The organism is Rhodobacteraceae bacterium Araon29, assembly GCA_039640505.1.
GTDB lineage: Bacteria > Pseudomonadota > Alphaproteobacteria > Rhodobacterales > Rhodobacteraceae > CABZJG01.
In genome coordinates this window covers 1,167,116-1,187,105 of sequence record CP046865.1, presented here as the reverse complement: position 1 = coordinate 1,187,105, position 19,990 = coordinate 1,167,116, and the positions used below count along the sequence as shown (strand labels likewise).

Sequence of the window (19,990 nt, the reverse complement as noted above, 5' to 3'; positions counted from 1 at the left end):
CTAGCCTTTCGGTGCCAAAAGTTTCAAGGCCGCGCGGATCAATGCAGCTGTTTCGCCATCATTGCCGTCAGCCATAGCCTGCGCCACCGCCGAGGCCGCCTCGCCCGGGCCATACCCGAGGTTACTCAAAGCGGACAAGGCTTCGGCTTGCGCCGCCGGATTGCCCATTGCGGCTGCTGTTGGCGCATCAGGCTTTGCAGCAGCGATTGGCTCTACAACGGCATCTGGATCAGATGGGTGATCAATGGCCGCCGGTACATTTCCGGCCATCGCCATCACTTTGGGGGCTTTGTCTTTTAACTCATTAACCACACGCTGAGCAGTTTTCGGCCCGATGCCCTTGGCCGCTTTCACCGATGTCCAATCGCCCAGCGCAATCGCTTTGCTGACACCGTCTGGTCCCAAGGCCCCTAGAATTGCCAGTGATGCTTTTGCCCCAACCCCTTGGACTGACAGCAAAAGCCGGTGCCATTCTTTTTCCACCAGCGTCAGAAACCCAAACAATTGCATTAAATCTTCGCGCACCACCAAATCCGTATAAAGCGCGGTAAACTCACCAACTCCGGGCAGCGCCATGAGGGTCCGATCCGAACAAAAAACGATGTACCCCACGCCGCGAACATCCAAAAGAAGATGGTCATCAGATTTATACTCAATGCGGCCCGACAGCTTTCCAATCATGCCACAGCCCCTGCTATTGCCCGCGACAACCGGTCCGATGATCGCGCATAATGGGCATGGCACAGCGCAATGGCCAAAGCATCTGCGGCGTCGGCGCCCTTGATCTCAACCCCGGGTAATTGAAGGCGCACCATATGGTCAATTTGCTGCTTATCCGCATGGCCGACACCAACCACAGTTTTTTTCACTTTGTTGGGGGCATATTCCGCCACCAGCAGCCCCGCCTGAGCAGGCACCAAAAGCGCCACCGCCCGCGCCTGCCCCAGCTTTAGCGTGGCCACAGCGTCTTTGTTGACAAAGGTTTGCTCGACAGCTGCTGTTTCGGGTGCCCACTTTGACACCACATCCGTGAGTTGATGATGCAAAGATAGCAAACGCATGGCCAAATCTTCACCGCTGGAATGACATATTCCATTCGCTACATGGGCAATCCGGCTGCCTGAGACCTCGATGATCCCCCAGCCCATATTGCGTAAACCTGGGTCAACCCCGAGTACCCGCATGCTCACTGCCCTTTTTTTATATCTTGTTATTCGCAACAATTAGCACGAAACGTGAACAAATGCCAATCACAAAATACTTGTGCAGGTTATTGGCCACTTCAAGCAAGACCCACGAGCGTCAAAAACCTAGTAAGACATACGGCGGCAAAAGGCGCTCATTCACACCTGTTTCCAGTCGCGTTTAAGCCATGCAGAAAAAGCATAGAGGACATGCAAAAACGATGATTGTGCTGACAGGGTTTCGAGCCTAAGTGGGCCTAAGGAACCCCTCTTTTAAAGGACTTTAATTATGTCAGTAGTAAGCACTAGCGACTTAGCGCGCAGCTCAGGCAAAAGATCAGCACTTTTCACCAATGTCTTTGCCGCCATTAACAATTGGAATGATCGCCGTTTGACCCGTACGAGCCTATCTCGGTTATCTGACCGGCAACTTGAAGACATCGGGCTATGCCGCGGTGACATCGACAATTTCACGCGTTTGCCCCTCGGACGCTGATTGCCCGACTTTTCTCCCTGTCGGTTATGGGTGCTATGGTTTTCCATAGTGCCCTTTTTTATTGCGATTTGCGCAAGGTGAGCGTTGACCACTCGCCAATATCTTCGCGGTGCAAAAGTTCAAAGCCCACCTCGGCGTAACACGACGTCACCTGATCTGCCTGTTCGGTCAGGATACCTGATAAAATCGCATATCCTTGATCCATAATATGGGATGCCATGGCCGGAGCCAGATCAATCAACGGGCCTTTCAAAATATTGGCAAAGACCAGATCAAAGGGCGCTGACGCGGATAAATCGAGGTGATCAAAGCCAGCGGCCTCAAGGCACGTAACACACCCCTCCAATTGATTGGACACAACATTAGCGCGCGCCACGTCCACCGCGACTTGGTCAATGTCGCTGGCCAGCACAGGCGACGACCAGATCGAAGCTGCCGCCATCGCTAAAACCGCTGTCCCGCATCCAACGTCAATCACGTTTCGGCCTTCAAATCCGGTCTCGGCCAGTCGGTCCAAAGCCCGCAAACAGCCCAAGGTCGTGCCATGATGTCCAGTTCCAAAAGCCATTGCGGCCTCAATTAAAAGTGCAATACTATCCGCTGGAACCTGATCTGCATCATGACTGCCATAGACGAAGAACCGTCCCGCCTTAACGGGTTTCAATTCGCGTTTGACTTTAGCCACCCAATCAGTTTCCGGCAATTTTGAGACAGCAAAAGGGGCCGCATCAAATGCAGCAGCCAGGATTGCTAGCGCAGTATCATCAGGGGCTTGTGTAAAATAGCCGCCGACTTCCCATAATCCCGATCCATCTTCCATCTCAAATACCCCAACCCCCATTGGCTCAGGATCAAGACGTTCCATTGCTGCGCCAAGGGCTTGGGCTGATTGCTTTTCCGACAGAGTTGTCAAAGCAGTAAAAGTGGGCATTTAAATCTCCGAGTTATGTTGGCGCTGCGTTATGCCTCCAAAGTGTTCGGGTCAACCTCTGACCGGCTCTGCTGGGCTGATTTTATAAACCGAAACCCCCAAAGCGTCGCCAATATACCCACAGTAAAGGCCACCAACCCCTGCGCATAGATCACACCACTGGCGGCAAATATCCCCGACAGCCAAAGCGCGGCGGGCAATGTAAGCAAACCATCGCGCAACCAATTGAGCGCTGTTGACCACACCGGTTTTCCCATATTGTTAAACGCTGCACTGGCCACAAACATCAATCCGGTAAAGATAAAGGCGGCGGCCCCAATATGGGTGAAAGTCCACAAAATATCTGCGCCTGTTGCATCAAGACGAAAAATATCTGTAATAATATCTGACGCCAGCATCAAAACGGCCCATGCTAGAATGGTATAACCGGCGCAAAATATAATCGCATTACGATAGGTCGAGCGCAAGCGGTCAAACTTCTGGGCTCCATAGTTTTGACCAAAAATGCCGCCCACCGCACCAGAAAGAGAGAATATGCCACCAAAGGCCACAACGGTAAGTCTATTGATTACCGCCCAAGCGGCTACTGCACTGTCACCAAAATCGGAAATCACTTTAGTCAGCAAATAATTGGCAACAGGTGATGCCAATTGAGTCAGAATAATTGGAATAGAAATGGCAAAAAATATACCAGACGTCATTCTGAGTTGCTTGAAGGTAGGGCGCGCCATGAGGTTGTGTTTTCCAATCACAAACCAGAGCGCGAGACCGGCCATCGCCACCCTAGAAATCCACAGCGCCATAGCGGCGCCATCAAGCCTTAGATCAAGCGTGATGATTAAAACCGGATCAATCAGCATCGCAACACCGCCCGAAATCATGGTGACCAACATCGCCCGCAGCGCATCTCCTTCTGCTCGTAAAATTGCGCCCCCAACAAGGCCAATGGCCATGATGGGCAAAGTGGGTAGAGTGAGCAGCAGATATCTTTCGGTCAAGGCGGCCGTTTCGCCTACGGCGCCACTTAAAGCAACAACTTCATGCCGATAGATGAGGATCAGAAAGGCAACAAACGCTTGCACCAGAAACGCTAGGATCATGGCCGAGCTTGCCTGTTGGCGAGCTAGATCATATTGGTTTTGACCGATGCTCTTGGACACAATAGCCGTGGCGGCGATCATCAAACCCAAACCAAAGGATATGGAAAAAAACTGGATGGCAAAAGCAAATCCAATGGCGGCCAAGAGCTGCACATCTCCGAGCTGCGAAATCCAAAGTAAGTTGGCCGCATCAACCAAAAACATAAATGTGATACCAGCTGTCCCTGCCAGAGTCATCCGCATCACATGGCCCATAGTTGAGCCAGTTAAAAATCTACCCTGAGACTGCGTCATAATATTTCTTTCAATTTATAATGTTTGCTAATGAGAACGCGCAAAAATCGTCTCTTGGCCCTTTTGAGGATGTCGGGGGATCAGCAAGGCAAGCAGCAAAGACAAAACTGCAATCCCCGCGGCCATTAAAAATACCGCCCCCGGCGATACCAGCCAGAGGTAGCCCAATAAAACCGGAAGGAAAACAGCTGCAATATGATTGATGGTAAAAGCAACCGCCGCAGTGGGTGCGATATCTTGCGGATCGGCAATTTTTTGAAAGTAGGTTTTCAATGCCAATGCGAGCGAAAAGAACAGATGGTCAATGATATAGAGCGACGCCGCCAAAATTACGCCCCAGCCAAAATAGTATATTCCGCCGTAGGCTAAAAATACACAAGCGAGACCAAAATATTCAAAACACAATGCATTGCGTTCCCCGAACCGTCCCACCGCCCGACCAAAAATTGGTGCTGCAAACATTGTCACAACTAGGTTGAGCAGAAACAATGATGTGACCTCATGTACTTCAAAGCCAAACCTTTCAACCATCATGAAACCGGCAAATACAACAAAAATTTGCCGCCGTGCACCGGCCATAAATTGCAATAAATAATAAAGCCAATAGCGCTTGCGGAGGATCATTTTTTTGATCTGAACTGACGGGGCTTCAAATCTTGGGTAAGCGACAAGACAAAATACGGCAATAAGCGCCGTCGCACCTCCAGACACAAGATAAACTACGTGAAACGACAAGTCCAAGGTGCGCCAACCGATGACAATCAGCCCATAGGCCACCAAAGAAGCGGCCGATCCAACTGCCAAAAGTTTTCCCAACTGCCGCGGGGCCTCTTCTTTTGTAAACCATTGTAACTGAAGCGATTGATTGACCGTTTCGAAATAATGAAAACCAATGGAACTGAGCATGGTGATGGTTAAAATTCCGCCCATACTTGGGAACCATGCGGTCACGGCCGTGGCAACCCCCAGAAGGGCGAGCGAAACCAAGCCAAGGATTTGTTCGTGCATAAACACTAGGATGGCAATCACACCCACCGCGAAAAATCCCGGAATTTCACGCACAGTGTGCAACAGCCCAATGTCAGAGCCATCGAAATTCACCACTTCAATGACAAAATTGTTCAGCAGCGCGGACCAAACTGCAAAAGACAATGGCATTGCGGCCGCAAAGACAAACAAGAGAGCCGTTGGACGGCGCCATGCGGCGAGGCTTTGAGCTTCAGATACTGGAAAAGAGGAATTCATAAACGTGATCTAGGATTTTTATTTACCCTTGGCGAGCAAAATCAACTTTACGCAGCGCAATAATTTTTCAACACCCGATGATGCTGAATATGCGCTCAATCCCGAAAGGATTATAGAAAGCTCTGCGGATCAATATCCACCGCAAGTCGTAGATCCCCTTTGGGTGCAAGGGCTTGCAACCACTGGCGAACAGCTGCCTGAACCGGCGCTGCCTTATCACATTTAATCAAAAGCCGAACCCGGTGGCGGCCTCGGATGCGCGCAATTGGTGCTGAAGCTGGCCCAAAAACCTGCGCGCCAATGGCCTGAAGCGGTTGGGAATTTTGCGCAAGACGCGCGCCGAACTCAAAGGCCGCTTCAGGGCTAGAGGCGCTGATAATGATACCAACCATCCGCCCAAAGGGGGGTGCAGCGGCGTCTTGGCGCGCCTGCGCCTCGGCATCCCAGAACTCTTCTTCATCGCCGCTCAAGATGCTCGTTATAACCGGATGCTCAGGCTGATGGGTCTGCAACAGCGCAACGCCCGGTTTGTCCGCCCGTCCGGCGCGACCAGCCACCTGCCGCATCAGCTGAAATGTTCGCTCTGCCGCACGCAAATCAGATCCGTGCAGGCCTAGATCTGCATCAATCACGCCCACCAGTGTCAATTTCGGGAAATTATGGCCTTTGGCCACCAGTTGGGTGCCAATAATAATATCTGCGGCACCCTCCGCTATTTCTTTAATCTGTTCTTTGAGCGCCCGCGCAGTGCCAAACATATCCGACGAAAGGGTCACAACCCGAGCCTGTGGAAACAGCTCTGCTGTCTCTTCCGCAAGCCGCTCGACCCCCGGACCAACGGCGGCAAGCTTGTCTTCTGCATGGCAGGACGGACAGCTTGTCGGTTTGGCCTGACTGTTACCACATTGGTGGCACACCAAACGATTTAAAAACCGGTGTTCAACCATTCGCGCATCACATTGCTCACATTCGATTTGCGTTCCGCAAGCACGGCACAAAGTGATCGGGGCATAGCCGCGGCGATTAAGAAACAAAAGCACTTGCTCTGAGCGCTCTAGCCGCGTCTGCACCCGCGCTGCCAAAGTATCCGATATCCAGCGCGTCGAAGGCAAATTTTCCGACCGCATGTCGATGGTCTCAATCGTTGGCAAAATAGACGGTCCAAAGCGGTCAGTTAAATCAATTCGGTGATACTTTCCCGCCCCCGCATTGGTCCAGCTTTCCAAGCTTGGCGTGGCCGAGGCCAACACCACTTTCGCGCCCGCAATCGAAGCTCGTAAAACCGCCATATCACGGGCGTGGTACCGAACCCCATCTTGCTGTTTGTACGAGCTATCGTGTTCTTCATCGACAACAATCAATCCAAGACTGCGAAACGGTAAAAACAGCGCCGAGCGGGCGCCGACCACCAGTTCTGCCTGCCCTTGTCCCACCATTTTCCAGATGCGGCGGCGTTCGGTCATCGTCACGCCCGAATGCCATTCTGCCGGCCGCACGCCAAAGCGGCTTTCAACACGCTGCAAAAACTCACCTGTCAAAGCAATTTCGGGCAGCAAAACGAGGGCCTGCCGGCCTTGGCGCAGGGTTTGTGCAACCCCTTCGAGATAGACTTCAGTTTTGCCTGATCCCGTGACACCGCGTAGCAAAGCGGTGCTATACGCGTCCTCTGTTATAAGCGCGCGCAAGTGTTCCACTGCTGTTGCTTGCGCCTCAGTGAGAGTTTTGCCAGTTTTATCCGGATTTAGACGTTCAAACGGGCGATCACGCGGCGATGCTTTTTCGACAACGGCACCAGATGGCAGCATCCCCTTGATCACCGAAGTGGACACCCCCGCTAGCCCCGCAAGCTCTTTTAGCGTAAAGCCAGCCCCACCGTAGATGTCAAAAACATCCAAAACACGTTCTCGGGCTTTGGTCTTTTTAATCGTCGTGGTGTCCCCTGGATAGTAGATTTTGCGCATTGAAGGCGGATCGCTTAACCCCGGCGCACGGGTGGCCAAGCGTAGCATCGCAGAAAAGGGGGTCACGGTGTAATCTGCGGCGCGCTGTAAAAAAAACTTCATTTCAGATGTCATCGGTGCCACATCTAGCACACGCAGAACCGGCCGGATTTTAGCCGCATCGTACCCGCCTTGCCCAGACCCCCAAACCACCCCCAATACCTTACGCGGTCCGAGCGGCACCTCGACAAAGGCGCCATCGAAACACCCACCTTCGGGCGCACGATAATCCAAGGCCCGCTCGATCGGCTGGGTAGTGATCACCGAAATTAGATCGTCTTGTCGAAAAAAAGCAGCTTGTTGCACGCTTTGCTCCGCGTTGGGGGTTTTCCAAAGGCTGAACTTGCAGTAAAGCCACAGCAACCTTAGGCCAACCCATTAGAGGATCAAAGTCATGAAATTTTTTGTAGATAGCGCTGAAATTGACCAAATTGCAGAACTTAATGATTTAGGCATGGTTGATGGGGTCACCACCAACCCGTCTTTGATTAAAAAATCTGGCCGCGACATTGTCGAAGTTACCAAAGAAATTTGCAGCATCGTTTCGGGCCCCGTCAGCGCAGAGGTTACGGCAACAGAAGCCGACAAGATGATCGCAGAGGGCCGTAAGCTTGGTGAAATTGCGGATAATATTGCTGTTAAAGTGCCGCTTACTTGGGATGGGTTGAAAGCCTGTAAAGTGCTGTCTGGCGGGGGACAAATGGTAAATGTTACCCTTTGCTTTTCCGCCAATCAAGCGCTGTTGGCTGCCAAAGCCGGAGCAACCTTTATTTCGCCTTTCATTGGCCGGCTGGATGACATCAACCTTGATGGTATGGACCTGATCGAGGATATCAGGGTGATTTACGACAATTATGGCTTTGAAACTCAAATCCTCGCGGCTTCTATCCGCACAGCAAACCATGTTTTGGAAAGCGCGCGTATTGGCGCGGATGTCATGACAGCACCTCCAGCTGTGATCAAAAGCTTGGCCAACCACCCCCTTACAGACAAGGGTTTGGCGGCATTTTTGGCAGATATTGAAAAAACTGGGCAAAAAATTCTGTAAATCTGTATAAAGCCTCATATATCTTTGATAGAGGGGCCGACAGATGACAACACCGCCCAAAATTGACAGCGCCCTGCGCGACAAGATCATAGCCCGGCCGGACGTTATTCTGGATGATCAAGATTTGATGCAGGCTTTGATTGACGCCAACAGTCAATCGCTGGGGGGCAACATTGTTGATCTTAGAGGGATCGCAATGGACCGTTTGGAAACCCGGCTTGATCGGCTAGAAGAGTTGCACCGAAGTGTGATTGCCGCCTCTTATGAAAGCCTGTCTGGCATCAATCAAGTTCAACGGGCCATTTTGCGCATGATGGATGCTGTAGACTTCCAACAGTTTCTCAGTGACCTTCAAGGTGACGTTGCAGACATTTTACGTGTCCAATCTATCAAACTGGTGCTTGAAACCCGCCAGACAGATAGAAATTCAAACCATGTCTTTGGAGATTTTAACGACGCCATTACCGTTGCAATTCCCGGGTTCATCGAGGCCTATCTGACCCAAGGGAAAAATACTTTAGCGCGGGATGTAACGTTGCGAAAAATTCAATATGGCGCAGAACAGGTTTATGGCGATGCCGCCGAATTCCTGCGCTCTGAAGCGGCACTAAGACTGGATTTTGGACGCGGTAAGCTGCCCGGCCTGCTGCTTATGGGATCTGATGACCTGCATCAATTCACGCCGCAACATGGCACCGATCTGCTGGCATTTTTCGGCGGCGTGTTCGAGCGGGTAATGCGGCGCTGGCTGGCATGATATCCATTGCGCCAGCTGCCCTGCAGGCACTTAAAGAGTGGCTAGACGTAAAAATATCAATCGAAGCAAAATCGGAAAAAACCGCGAAAGCCTATCAACGCGATGTACTTGATTTTTTAATCTTTCTTGGCCTGCATTATGGCGGACAGTGCGGGTTGAAGGCGTTGGCCAAAGTCTCTGTATCCGATATGCGCGCCTGGATGGCACAGATGCGGATGAGCAATGTTAGCCCCCGCAGTTTGGCGCGCAAACTATCAGCAGTGAAAAGTTTTTACCGCTGGCTTGCGCGGCGCGAAGGCTTTGATGCCACAGCAGTCCTATCCATGCGCGCCCCAAAATTTCAGGCCAAGCTGCCGCGACCTCTGTCTCCGCAATCGGCCCAGGATATGATCGACAGGGTCGAATTTCAATCGCTGACCCCTTGGGTGGCTGCGCGCGATGCGGCGGTTGTTACTTTGCTTTATGGGTGCGGATTGCGGATTTCCGAAGCGCTGTCTTTGCTTGGCCGCGATGCACCGTTGCCGCAGGTGTTGCGCATTTTTGGCAAAGGCGGAAAAGAACGGATCGTCCCAGTGATTGATATCGCACGCGACGCCGTTGCCCATTATGCACAGCTTTGCCCTTACGATCTTGTGCCGGAAAACCCTTTGTTTCGAGGCGTCAGAGGCGGTGGATTGAACCCGCGACAAGTGCAAAAAGTAATGCAATCTGCACGTTTGCAACTTGGGCTTCCTGCCAGCGCCACGCCCCATGCAATGCGCCATAGTTTCGCCACGCATCTTTTGAATGCCGGAGGGGATTTACGCGCCATACAAGAGCTTTTGGGGCACGCCAGCCTGTCGACAACCGAAGCCTACACGGCCGTGGATAGCGCGCGGTTGATGCAGGTCTATGCGAAAACGCATCCCAAGGCAAAATAGCGATTTGCATTATGTACCAATCTACGGCATGACAGGTATATGACGATTAGGTTACAAGCACTTGGCGTGCATCTTTTCACAGCAACAGGCGCGGTTTTTGCAATGCTTGCTATGCTCGCGGCTTCTGAAACCAAGTGGAGCTTAATGTTCCTTTGGCTGATTGTTGCCTTTGGCGTGGACGGCATTGATGGCGCCTTGGCGCGCAAATATGATGTCAAGAAAAACGCCCCGCGCTTTGATGGTGTCTTGCTCGACTTGATTATAGATTATCTCACCTATGTGTTTATTCCGGCCTTTGCGCTTTTCAAATCAGGCTTGCTCCCTGGATGGACTGGTTGGTTTGCAATCTTTGTCATCACGTTTGCATCAGCGATGTATTTTTGCGACGGCAACATGAAAACAAAAGATAATAGCTTTCATGGTTTTCCGGGCTGCTGGAACATGTTGGTTCTGGTGCTGTTTGCCCTATCGCCCAATTTCTGGATTATTTTAATAATTGTGGCCGCGCTTGCGGTGGCCATGTTTCTGCCACTCAAGTTTATTCATCCGGTGCGTACAAAGCGTTGGCGGTGGCTATCACTGCCGCTGTCGCTCTGCTGGATTTGTTTTGCCGGTTGGGCCGCATGGGTGGATTTTCATCCCCAAAGCTGGGCACATTGGGGATTGATCATTACCTCAGTTTATCTGGTGTTGGCAGGTATTATGCAACAAATCATACCGCCGGCTAAGACTTAAGCCTGTATCCGGTGTGAAACATCGCCCAAGCTATGACCGAAAGTGTCAGGGTACTTAAGGTGCAAACCAAAAGCCCAACAAGTGGCGTGCCGTCCGAGACATCAATGACCGCAAAGCGAAAACCATCAATAAGATAAAAAATAGGATTCCAAAGCGTGAGTTGCCGGATCAGGTCGGGCAAAGCCTCAATTGAGTAAAAGCTGCCCGATAAAAATGCCAATGGGGTGATGATGAAATTGGTAATTGCCGACATTTGATCGTATTTCTGCGCGTGGATGGCCGCAATGATGCCAATCGCCCCCAGCATGGCCGAACCCAAAAAGGCAAAGGTAAGCGCATAAAGAGGATGGGCGAGCCCAATGCCCAGAATGAGAAACATTCCCATCCACAGCCCTACTGCCAGGCACATGCCGCGCACCACCGCTCCGGCCAGATAACCGGCCACCAGTTCACCTGCTGACAGGGGCGGCATCAACGTATCCACAATGTTACCCTGCACTTTGGCTGTCATGATCGACGAGGTGGTATTGGCAAAGGCATTCTGGATCACCGTCATCATCGTTATCCCCGGTGCCAGAAAGACCACAAACGGCAGCCCCATGACATCGCCGCGTCTTGGACCTATAGCGATATTGAAAATCATCAGGAACAAGGCAGCGGTCACCATCGGCGCCAGTAAAGTTTGGGTTCGAACCGACATGAACCGCTGAACCTCACGCGAGGTCAAGGTCCTCAACCCCAACCAATTGACCCGACCAAATCGCCGTATTCCTATGTTATGACCAAACTGCATAGCAGACCTCTGATTTCTTTGCTCTTGGTGTCTTGTAACTCTTTCTGTGATGTATAGAATAGGCCCCTGATTAAAATTCTAAAAGCGGCTGATATTTTCGGCCGCTTTATCAGATAGGAATGACAGATGTCTTGGACCGATGAACGCGTCGAGCTTTTAAAGAAAATGTGGGGCGAAGGCCAGTCCGCCAGCCAGATTGCCAAAGAACTTGGTGGGGTCACGCGCAATGCCGTGATTGGAAAAGTCCACCGTTTGGGGCTATCGAACCGCGCCACAACCACCACAAAGTCCGATGCCAAGGCCAAGGCAGCACCAAAGCAAGAAACCAAAGCTGCGCCCAAAAGCCCTTCCCCACCAAAAGAGCCAGAGCCCAAGCCAGTGGTCACCCCTGCCCGGCGGCAAATTATCCCTGCCGGTCAACCTTTGCCGCCCCAGCCTTCGGCCAATGAAATAAGCCCAGAAGCGCTGGCCAAAGTGAGCGAAATTGAGAAAAAGGCAAAAAAGATAAGTCTTTTGGAATTGACCGAGCGCACTTGTAAGTGGCCCGTTGGCGATCCGGCAACTGATGATTTTTGGTTCTGCGGTTTGCCGACCCAAGCCGGCAAACCTTATTGCGAAGCCCATGTGGGCGTGGCCTTTCAACCCATGAGCACACGCCGCGACCGGCGGCGTTAATCTTCGATAAAATCAGCGACCGGCTCGATCCAGTCCCAGTTTCCGCTGCGACCACCAAGGTGTTTGGCTAGAAAGTCTTCCACCCGCCGCGCGTGTTTCACGTTAGATTGCCAATATACTAGACCATGGCCTTCATCGTCAAAAATCAAGGCCTCGACCTCTTTGCCAAGGTCCTCGGCCGCCTCAATAAAGCGTTCGGTTTGCTCAAAACCGACCACGCGATCCCGCCGGCCTGCGACCATCAGCACCGGTCCTTTTAGATCTTCAACGCGGTTAACAGGCGAGCGCGCGCGCATTTCTTCACGCACGCCTTCGTCATCGGGATTACCAAAGTACCTGTACCATTTTTCCAAGCTAAGGCCCCAAAAATACGGTGGGAATTGGGATTGATATTCCACATCCAGCATCGCGTGTTCGATTATTGCAGCTTTAAAGATATCTGGGTCACGCACCATGGCCATGGCGCTGGCATAGCCGCCATAGCTGCCCCCGTTGATCGCAATTGCATCGGGGTCGGCAATCTTTTGATCCACCGCCCAGTTCACCGCATCCACCAAATCATCCTGCATTTTTTTACCATACTCGCCAAAGCCAGCTTTTTGAAATGCCCGCCCATATCCATCAGAACCACGGTAATTCAGTGCCAGCACTGCATAGCCGCGGTTGGCCAAAAACTGCCGGAAATGGTGGTAACCCCATTGCACACGAGCGGCCGGCCCCCCGTGGACCTCGATCACCATCGGGACCGGCCCTTGGGCGTTGCGCGGCCGCACCAGCAACGCATTCAACTCAAGCCCATCACGGGCCGGAAACTGGACGACTTCTGTTTTTGCCAAATGATCTTTGAATTTATGGCGAAAGTTCTGCCGGCCCAACGGCGTTGTTGTTTGGTTTTGTAGATCCATCAGCACATACTCATAACCCAAAGCATCCAGAGATAAGTCTACGCTAAGAAAGCGGCCATCTACGCTTTCAGTGAAACCACCAATTTCGACTGCATCACCATATTGCGCTACCAAATCGGCAAAGATTTTCCCGCGATCTGACAAGGGTAGAATTTTCGTGCCCAGCGCGGTACTGATGGCCGCATCAATCTGATCATCCCATGGGTCGAAATTGACCACCCAATTTAGATCGCCATCTGGATCAGCAAGTATCACTTCCTCGTTGCCATCGCTTAGGTTTACCCGCACCACAGCAGATTTATCGCGGCCACGACTAGAAACGGCAAAACCATACTCTCGGTTTGTCATAATCTCGATAAAGTAAAACTCTTCGTCGATCGACACATCCATAAGGTGCCGCCACTCATCATCATCGGACACCATAAAGCGGGTGACTTTGCCGTTCTCTTCAGGCCGGTCATATCGCAGCACTGGCGTATAGTCTTTATCCAGCATCCACCCTAATGTCCGGCCTTCGTTTTCGATTAAGAGCTCTTTGTTTTTGCCGTCCTGATCAACCGTATATAGATCAACCACACGCTCTTGACGCCCATAGCTCAGCACCACCTGACGGTGGTCTGGTGTTGGCGGCCAAAACGCATAGCGAAATCCAGATTGAAACCCGCGCGGTGTGACATCGACCCAGTTATCACGGTCTGGGTTTTCCGGATCAACCTCCCAGATCCGATCGTCATACTTAACCCGAAGTTGGTTGCTATGGGGCGCCCAAAAATAATCATTCCAGTCGGTAATTTTTGCCTTTTGCTCGCCCGTTTCCAAATCCTTGATCAATATCACCTGTTTGGTCAGACGGGTGGCACGATAGGCTGCGTAGCGGCCATCAAAGGACACCGCATAGGCCCATTCGAGCGATTGATCCGCATAGAACTTTCGCACCGGAATAAGCGGCGGCAAATCAGCCTCGGCCAAAGTGGGATTCCGGGGGGCGCTATCGAGTGACCAAAACCATACAAGACCCGCTGCGCCCAGACCCAAACCAATAACACCCACAAATATGAAAAAAGTGATCCGCCGAAAAAACGCCATAAAATATTCCTTAAATATAAATTATTAAAAATTATTCCACCTAGGAGTGTACATAATCTTCCATGGCTTTTCAACCGATCAAAGCTCGGATATAGGCAGGGTCATGTCCAGCAACCCGCCCAGCCTGCGCCCGGATGTTGCCAATGCGCAACCGCCAAAGGTGCCCCGCCAAGGCCAGCCGACCATCGGTATGGTTTCGCTTGGCTGCCCCAAAGCCTTGGTGGACAGCGAGCGCATTCTAACCCGCCTGCGGGCCGAAGGGTATGGCATTTCACCCGATTACAGTGGCGCCGATGCGGTGATTGTCAACACTTGCGGATTTCTCGACAGCGCAAAAGCCGAAAGCCTTGATGCAATCGGCGAAGCATTGCAGGAGAATGGCAAGGTCATCGTCACTGGCTGTCTGGGGGCTGAAGCTGATTATATTACTGGCGCGCATCCGCGTGTTTTGGCTGTGACCGGCCCGCAGCAATATGAGCAAGTGCTCGATGCGGTGCATAGCGCCGCGCCGCCCAGCCCTGATCCCTTCATTGACCTGCTGCCTTCAAGCGGCGTCAAACTGACCCCACGGCATTACAGCTATCTAAAGATTTCAGAAGGTTGCAACCACAAGTGCAAGTTCTGCATTATCCCCGATATGCGCGGCCGTCTGGCCAGCCGCCCGGCACATGCGGTGCTGCGCGAGGCGGAAAAACTGGTTGAAAACGGGGTCAAGGAGCTTTTGGTTATCTCGCAGGACACAAGCGCCTATGGGGTGGATATCAAACACGCCGAAACGCGCGGCCACCGCGCGCACATCACCGATCTGGCGCGCGATTTAGGATCGCTTGGCGCCTGGGTACGGCTGCATTATGTCTATCCCTATCCCCATGTGCGCAATCTGGTTCCGCTGATGGCCGAGGGGCTGATACTACCCTATCTGGATATCCCGTTTCAACACGCACACCCGGATGTTCTGCGCCGCATGGCGCGGCCGGCGGCAGCGGCCAAAACACTGGATGAAATCACCGCTTGGCGCAATATCTGCCCCGATATTGCGCTGCGCTCAACCTTTATCGTTGGCTATCCCGGCGAGACCGAGGCCGAGTTTCAAACCCTGCTTGACTGGCTGGACGAGGCGCAACTGGACCGGGTGGGATGTTTTCAATACGAAAATGTTGATGGTGCACGCTCAAACGCGCTGCCCGATCATGTGGCAGGTGAGGTTAAACAGGACCGCTGGGAGCGGTTTATGGCAAAAGCGCAGGCCATATCCGAGGCAAAACTGGCGGCTAAAGTTGGCCAAAAACTGGATGTGATTGTCGACGAGATCGACGAAAGCGGCGCAACCTGCCGCACCAAAGCCGATGCACCGGAAATCGACGGTAATCTGTTTATCGACGAAGGTTTTGAAACCTTAAGCGTAGGCGATATCATCTCAGTCGAGATTGACGAAGCCGGCGAATATGACCTTTGGGCAAAACTGGCATAATAGAAAGACTCACTCAAATATCTGATTTCTGTGATCTAGTTTTGCAAGGCTGCGCGCGCACAAGCGCAAGAGGCTTTGATACTATGGTCTGCACGGGCTTCGGCCATCTGCAACCGGTGGCGGATATGTACGATCTCAACTTCCTCACCACGGGCCTCTAGGCAATCATAAAGACCCTTAAGGCTCCAGACATTATCGGGGTGTACGGTGGCGCGCGACAGCTGCCCGCCAAGCCCTAGATCTTCGCGGTAGGCCGTTTCAGCCTCGTCCACGTGACCTTGTTCAAACAGCAGCGCACCCAGCGCATGGCGCGTAGGCTGCATCCAGCCCCAGGGTTCATCATAGGGCAAGTTATCTTCTATATTGATTGCTTCGCGCAACTGCGCAAACGCCTGATCAAAGTGTCCCTGCCGATAGGCAATCTCGCCGCGCAGCATATGGGTTGCAATTTCCATCAGGTGAATAACTTTGTTGTTATGCAGAACGCGGCTGTCTGGCACTCTGGCTTTGGCCGCTAAAAACAGCTTTTCTTCGGCTTCGGCCTCGGCCACATGGCCAAGCGCGGCATGGGCAACACCGCGGGCGTAATGGGTAAAGGCAGTGAGCGTGCAGAACAGCTCTTGATCGTCGGGCAGCGGCAAGGCGATTGCCTCTTCCCATTTGCCAAAGCGCACCAAAAGATGCGGCTCCATCGACAGATAGCTTTCAAAATAATCTGCCATCGGCGGGGATGGCATACGCAGCATGTCCTCAGGGGTGGTTTCCGCCATACCGCGCAGGGCGGCCAGTGCCGGTTCAAACTGGCCCAGAAACATCGCGCCATAGATCACGAAATGGTAGTTATGCTGCCGGTAGCCGGTATAGATGTTAAAAGCGCCTTCGCGCTCATAATACTTTAAATCTGCCTCAATCGCCTTTTGGTTCCAACGCACAACATCACTGTAGTTGCCGCAGAGCACGTCAATATGCGTCGGCATATGCACCAGATGACCGGCATCGGGGACAAGGGCGCGCAGGGCATCACCCGCCTTGAGCGCGCGCTCAGGAAAGGGCGACATTTCCATCAGATGGACATAGAGATGCAGCAATCCGGGGTGCTGCATTGCCGCAGGCATTTCGGCAAAGGCCGCCTCTAGCACCTGCTGACATTCAATAGTATCCGCCCCGTCAGCGGGCAAGCCGCTGGGCAGATCCCACATTTTCCAAGGGGTACGGTTGAGCATGGCTTCGACAAAAATGCATCGGGCTTCAAGTGCGTCGGGAAAGGCCTGAAATACCCCACGCATTTCAGCCGCAAAGCGATCATCCCAAGGCTGCATATCATCGATAATGCCCCGTTGCGGGTAGCGGGCCTTCAGGGCCGTGATCAAGGCTGCCTCTAAAGGCGTGACACAGTCACAAAGACCCAGCGCTTTTTGAGTGGCATCATAGGCCGCTTCAAGCGCGGCTTTGCGGCCAGCCCTATCAAACAGTTTCCACGGCATATTGTAATTGGGACCCGATGCATAGGCGATGCCCCAATGGGCCATGGCGCAGCCTGGATCCGCTTCAAGCGCTTTTTTAAAACAGCTCACCGCCTCATGGTGATTAAACCCATAGGTCCAGTTGAGCCCGCGATCGAACCATTTCTGTGCCGCAGGCGAAGCGGTCATGATTGCAAAGCTATGTGTACCCAAATCGTAATATGGCATTGGTTTTCCCCAATGATTTTGAAAAATACCCCGTCAGTTTCGACTGTAGAAGTACAGGATGTCAAATTCATTATGGTCTCTCACTGATTTTTCAGCACCGGCAATTTCTAGATTTTATGGCGGCAGGGCTCTAACCCAGAGCACGGGCATGGTTTTATGCTGTACTCCCATTAGAATATGTTGCACGCTGCCGTGGATTTTTAAGTGATGACAGACTTTCAATCTTCGGAGGCGATGATGACCTGGCAAACATATTTAGATGATCACCAGAGCCGGTTTGTTGAGGAATTACTCAATTTCGTGCGCATCCCATCTGTCTCGGCAAAGGATGAACATTTCGGTGATGTTGTGCGCGCCGGGCATTGGGTGGTTGAGCGCCTTACGCAGGCCGGCATTGAAAATGTCGAGTTGATGGAAACAGAAACCCATCCGGTGGTCTATGGTGACTGGCTGCATGCCGGCAACGAAAAACCCACAATCTTGATCTATGGGCATTTTGATGTCCAGCCAGCCGAGCCATTTGACCTTTGGGAAAGCCCACCGTTTGAACCTGTTGTGGTGGATGACACCGTGCGGGGGCGCGGTGCATCGGACGACAAAGGCGGCATGCTCATTCCAATCTTGGCAGCTGAAGCCATGCTTGCCATCCAAGGTAAGCTGCCGGTCAATGTAAAATTCTTTTTTGAAGGCCAGGAAGAGATTGGGTCGCCAACCCTACAGCCATTTATCGAAAAAAACGCAAATCTGCTAAAGGCCGATATGATTTTTTCCGCAGATGGTGGGCAATGGGATGAAACCCAACCTTGCATGATAACGGGTCTAAAGGGCCTTGTGGGGTGCGAAATCACAGTCAGTGGCGCCAAAAGCGATCAGCATTCCGGAATGCAGGGCGGCGGCATTGCCAACCCGATCCACGCACTTTCGCATATCATTGCGTCGATGAAAGGGCTTGATGGGAAAATCACGGTTGACGGGTTTTATGATGAAGTTGTTCCTCTTAGCAAAGATGATCGCAGCTCTATCGCAAGGGTCCCTTTTGACGAGAACAGCTATATCACTGATTTAGGCGTACCAGAGGTCTTTGGCGAGCCAGGCTTTAGCACCAATGAGAGGTTATGGGCGCGTCCAACACTTGAATTAAACGGTATTTGGGGGGCCTATCAGGGCAAAGGCACCAAAACCGTTCTGCCCGCACAAGCGCACGCCAAAATTACCTGCCGTTTGGTGGCCAATCAGGATCCCGAAAACATATACGATCTGCTCAAAAAGCATGTCGAGGCTAATATCCCCACGGGGGTAACGGTGGACGTTAAGCGTCTGCCGGGAAGCGCAAATCCGTTTTTGGTCCCTGCCGGTCATAACTCAAGCCAAATTGCAACCCAAGTGCTGAGCGAGGTCTATGGCAAAGCGCCTTATATGGTCCGCGTGGGTGGCTCAATCCCGGTTATGAGCATGCTGCTAGATCAATTGGGGGTCCATGCAACCATGTTTGCCTTTGGTTTGGATGACGAAAACATTCATGCTCCAAATGAATTTTTTCGCCTATCAAGTTTCCGCAGGGGACAACAAGCTTATTGCCAACTGCTTGAAAAGTTAGGTGGCCTGTAGGCCCGCACAGTCAGTAAAAGATGTTACCTGCGCGGTAAGCCAGTCAATTTATCCAGGGTATGCGACCTACGGTTTAGGCAAATAATGTACTTTGACGGCCATGCTGCGCAAACTCATCTGTAATCAAAGCGATAAATTTAGTCGAAAGGCCTCGGCTTCGGTTAAAAATCACAGAAAAGGCCTTACCTCGGCTCTTGACCACGGAACGGAACCTAAGCACAGTGTTCTGCATCGGACTGAGTTTTCATTCAGACCATCAACAGGAGTAGAAAATGAAAAAAATAATTGCGAGTTTAATGGTTGCCGCGTTTACAGCGGCACCAGCATTTGCCGCTGATCTTGGCGGACGGGTGCTCAACATCGGTTCTGACACCACTTATCCGCCGCATGAATTCATCGAAGATGGGGTTGTAAAAGGCTTTGATGTCGATGTGGTTGCAGCAATCTGTGAGCGTATTAACTGTAAGCCAAACTGGGTATCAACTGCATGGGATGGTATTTTTCCCGCGCTTGCAGACGGTCAGTTTGACATGGTCGTCTCTGGTGTGACTATCACCGAAGAGCGCGACAAAATTGTAGACTTTTCCGACCCTTATATCATCGTTCAACAAGGCGTTTTGATGCGTGTATCTGATGATGGATCGTCTATCGACGACTTCAAAAGCGGCGATATGCGCTTGGCTTCACAAACAGGTACGACGAACGCAGCCCTTGGCGAAGAGCTCGTTGGACGTGATAACCTTCAACTTTTCGATGCCTTCAACAACGCTGTTGTTGCTCTGCAAAATGGTGACGTTGACGGTGTGATTATCGATTCCACATCAGCTGCGGCTTACGAGCAAGAATTTGCTGGTGAATTGACTGTTGGCATCACCGGACTTTCCTCTGATCCGCTCGGATTGGTATTCCAAGAAGGTGATAGCATTCAGGACGACTTCAATGAAGGCCTCGCGGCAATCATTGCAGACGGAACCATGCAAGAATTGGTCGTTAAGTGGTGGCCAAAATAAATTAAACCATTGGTCCAAAGGGCATCCTGCCCTTTGGACAT

Annotated in this window: 18 protein-coding genes; 9 read left to right on the top strand and 9 right to left on the bottom strand. The window is 52.0% G+C overall.

Translation table 11 applies throughout. The annotated features are described in order from the left end of the window. Positions 1 to 681 (bottom strand): Holliday junction branch migration protein RuvA, encoded by a 681-nt coding sequence (gene ruvA / locus GN278_05505; GenBank protein ID XAT60321.1) that lies wholly within the window; start codon positions 679 to 681, stop codon positions 1 to 3. Then, positions 678 to 1,184 (bottom strand): crossover junction endodeoxyribonuclease RuvC, encoded by a 507-nt coding sequence (gene ruvC, locus GN278_05500; protein XAT60320.1) that lies wholly within the window; start codon positions 1,182 to 1,184, stop codon positions 678 to 680. The genes ruvA and ruvC overlap by 4 nt, the downstream gene beginning before the upstream one ends. Positions 1,185 to 1,473: 289 nt before the next feature. On the opposite strand from ruvC, the gene GN278_05495 reads away from it, so the two are divergent. Continuing rightward, complete coding sequence (locus tag GN278_05495) at positions 1,474 to 1,680, top strand: DUF1127 domain-containing protein (GenBank protein XAT60319.1); 207 nt, start codon at positions 1,474 to 1,476, stop codon at positions 1,678 to 1,680. A 58-nt stretch (positions 1,681 to 1,738) separates the two neighbouring features. Here GN278_05495 and GN278_05490 read toward each other — a convergent pair whose 3' ends face one another. From GN278_05490 to GN278_05475, 4 genes are all read right to left on the bottom strand, one after another. After that, entirely contained in the window at positions 1,739 to 2,611 is an 873-nt protein-coding gene (locus GN278_05490) for a 50S ribosomal protein L11 methyltransferase (protein XAT60318.1), read from the bottom strand. A gap of 29 nt (positions 2,612 to 2,640) precedes the next feature. Next, the gene (locus GN278_05485; protein XAT60317.1) at positions 2,641 to 4,005 is read right to left on the bottom strand and encodes a multidrug transporter MATE; all 1,365 of its coding nucleotides are present in this window, start codon (positions 4,003 to 4,005) and stop codon (positions 2,641 to 2,643) included. A gap of 27 nt (positions 4,006 to 4,032) precedes the next feature. After that, a complete protein-coding gene (locus tag GN278_05480) occupies positions 4,033 to 5,250 on the bottom strand; it encodes an MFS transporter (protein ID XAT60316.1) in 1,218 nt (405 codons plus the stop codon). Between the two features lie 110 nt (positions 5,251 to 5,360). Continuing rightward, positions 5,361 to 7,556: a primosomal protein N' gene (locus GN278_05475; protein XAT60315.1), complete on the bottom strand. Its 2,196-nt coding sequence runs from the start codon at positions 7,554 to 7,556 to the stop codon at positions 5,361 to 5,363. Between the two features lie 88 nt (positions 7,557 to 7,644). Between GN278_05475 and fsa the strand changes: the two genes are divergently transcribed. From fsa to GN278_05455, 4 genes are read left to right on the top strand one after another with little or no spacing between them, the layout of a single operon-like run. Then, positions 7,645 to 8,298 carry a fructose-6-phosphate aldolase gene (gene fsa / locus GN278_05470; protein ID XAT60314.1) on the top strand — a complete coding sequence of 218 codons (654 nt, stop codon included), beginning with the start codon at positions 7,645 to 7,647 and terminating at the stop codon, positions 8,296 to 8,298. Between the two features lie 43 nt (positions 8,299 to 8,341). Further along, entirely contained in the window at positions 8,342 to 9,055 is a 714-nt protein-coding gene (locus tag GN278_05465; GenBank protein ID XAT60313.1) for a DUF484 family protein, read from the top strand. After that, positions 9,052 to 9,975, top strand: coding sequence for a tyrosine-type recombinase/integrase (locus GN278_05460; GenBank protein ID XAT60312.1), 924 nt, complete (start codon positions 9,052 to 9,054; stop codon positions 9,973 to 9,975). Before GN278_05465 ends, GN278_05460 begins: the two co-directional genes overlap by 4 nt. 39 nt (positions 9,976 to 10,014) lie before the next feature. Beyond that, entirely contained in the window at positions 10,015 to 10,710 is a 696-nt protein-coding gene (locus tag GN278_05455; GenBank protein XAT60311.1) for a phosphatidylcholine synthase, read from the top strand. Here the strand turns inward: GN278_05455 and GN278_05450 are convergent. Then, a complete protein-coding gene (locus tag GN278_05450) occupies positions 10,700 to 11,503 on the bottom strand; it encodes an ABC transporter permease (protein XAT60310.1) in 804 nt (267 codons plus the stop codon). The two genes, GN278_05455 and GN278_05450, sit on opposite strands and share 11 nt — an antisense overlap. 126 nt (positions 11,504 to 11,629) lie before the next feature. Here GN278_05450 and GN278_05445 point away from each other — a divergent pair, with 126 nt between their 5' ends. Beyond that, positions 11,630 to 12,178 (top strand): GcrA cell cycle regulator, encoded by a 549-nt coding sequence (locus tag GN278_05445; GenBank protein XAT60309.1) that lies wholly within the window; start codon positions 11,630 to 11,632, stop codon positions 12,176 to 12,178. Here the strand turns inward: GN278_05445 and GN278_05440 are convergent. Beyond that, positions 12,175 to 14,169, bottom strand: a complete 1,995-nt coding sequence (locus GN278_05440; GenBank protein XAT60308.1) for a prolyl oligopeptidase family serine peptidase — start codon at positions 14,167 to 14,169, stop codon at positions 12,175 to 12,177. The genes GN278_05445 and GN278_05440 overlap by 4 nt on opposite strands. Positions 14,170 to 14,272: 103 nt before the next feature. Here GN278_05440 and rimO point away from each other — a divergent pair, with 103 nt between their 5' ends. Beyond that, positions 14,273 to 15,640 carry a 30S ribosomal protein S12 methylthiotransferase RimO gene (rimO, locus tag GN278_05435; protein XAT60307.1) on the top strand — a complete coding sequence of 456 codons (1,368 nt, stop codon included), beginning with the start codon at positions 14,273 to 14,275 and terminating at the stop codon, positions 15,638 to 15,640. A 35-nt stretch (positions 15,641 to 15,675) separates the two neighbouring features. On the opposite strand, the gene GN278_05430 is transcribed toward rimO, so the two are convergent. Then, positions 15,676 to 17,331: a hypothetical protein gene (locus GN278_05430; GenBank protein XAT60306.1), complete on the bottom strand. Its 1,656-nt coding sequence runs from the start codon at positions 17,329 to 17,331 to the stop codon at positions 15,676 to 15,678. Positions 17,332 to 17,565: 234 nt separating this feature from the next. Here GN278_05430 and GN278_05425 point away from each other — a divergent pair, with 234 nt between their 5' ends. Both GN278_05425 and GN278_05420 read left to right on the top strand, forming a co-directional pair. Continuing rightward, entirely contained in the window at positions 17,566 to 18,939 is a 1,374-nt protein-coding gene (locus tag GN278_05425) for a dipeptidase (protein ID XAT62556.1), read from the top strand. Between the two features lie 272 nt (positions 18,940 to 19,211). Beyond that, positions 19,212 to 19,949, top strand: a complete 738-nt coding sequence (locus tag GN278_05420; GenBank protein ID XAT60305.1) for a transporter substrate-binding domain-containing protein — start codon at positions 19,212 to 19,214, stop codon at positions 19,947 to 19,949. Positions 19,950 to 19,990: the final 41 nt, after the last annotated feature.

Bases quoted from the DNA above. Each gene is read 5' to 3' on its own strand.
- ruvA (XAT60321.1), bottom strand. From the start codon at position 681: ATGATTGGAAAGCTGTCGGGCCGCATTGAGTATAAATCTGATGACCAT.
- ruvC (XAT60320.1), bottom strand. From the start codon at position 1,184: ATGCGGGTACTCGGGGTTGACCCAGGTTTACGCAATATGGGCTGGGGG.
- GN278_05495 (XAT60319.1), top strand. From the start codon at position 1,474: ATGTCAGTAGTAAGCACTAGCGACTTAGCGCGCAGCTCAGGCAAAAGA.
- GN278_05490 (XAT60318.1), bottom strand. From the start codon at position 2,611: ATGCCCACTTTTACTGCTTTGACAACTCTGTCGGAAAAGCAATCAGCC.
- GN278_05485 (XAT60317.1), bottom strand. From the start codon at position 4,005: ATGACGCAGTCTCAGGGTAGATTTTTAACTGGCTCAACTATGGGCCAT.
- GN278_05480 (XAT60316.1), bottom strand. From the start codon at position 5,250: ATGAATTCCTCTTTTCCAGTATCTGAAGCTCAAAGCCTCGCCGCATGG.
- fsa (XAT60314.1), top strand. From the start codon at position 7,645: ATGAAATTTTTTGTAGATAGCGCTGAAATTGACCAAATTGCAGAACTT.
- GN278_05465 (XAT60313.1), top strand. From the start codon at position 8,342: ATGACAACACCGCCCAAAATTGACAGCGCCCTGCGCGACAAGATCATA.
- GN278_05460 (XAT60312.1), top strand. From the start codon at position 9,052: ATGATATCCATTGCGCCAGCTGCCCTGCAGGCACTTAAAGAGTGGCTA.
- GN278_05455 (XAT60311.1), top strand. From the start codon at position 10,015: ATGACGATTAGGTTACAAGCACTTGGCGTGCATCTTTTCACAGCAACA.
- GN278_05450 (XAT60310.1), bottom strand. From the start codon at position 11,503: ATGCAGTTTGGTCATAACATAGGAATACGGCGATTTGGTCGGGTCAAT.
- GN278_05445 (XAT60309.1), top strand. From the start codon at position 11,630: ATGTCTTGGACCGATGAACGCGTCGAGCTTTTAAAGAAAATGTGGGGC.
- GN278_05440 (XAT60308.1), bottom strand. From the start codon at position 14,169: ATGGCGTTTTTTCGGCGGATCACTTTTTTCATATTTGTGGGTGTTATT.
- rimO (XAT60307.1), top strand. From the start codon at position 14,273: ATGTCCAGCAACCCGCCCAGCCTGCGCCCGGATGTTGCCAATGCGCAA.
- GN278_05430 (XAT60306.1), bottom strand. From the start codon at position 17,331: ATGCCATATTACGATTTGGGTACACATAGCTTTGCAATCATGACCGCT.
- GN278_05425 (XAT62556.1), top strand. From the start codon at position 17,566: ATGATGACCTGGCAAACATATTTAGATGATCACCAGAGCCGGTTTGTT.
- GN278_05420 (XAT60305.1), top strand. From the start codon at position 19,212: ATGAAAAAAATAATTGCGAGTTTAATGGTTGCCGCGTTTACAGCGGCA.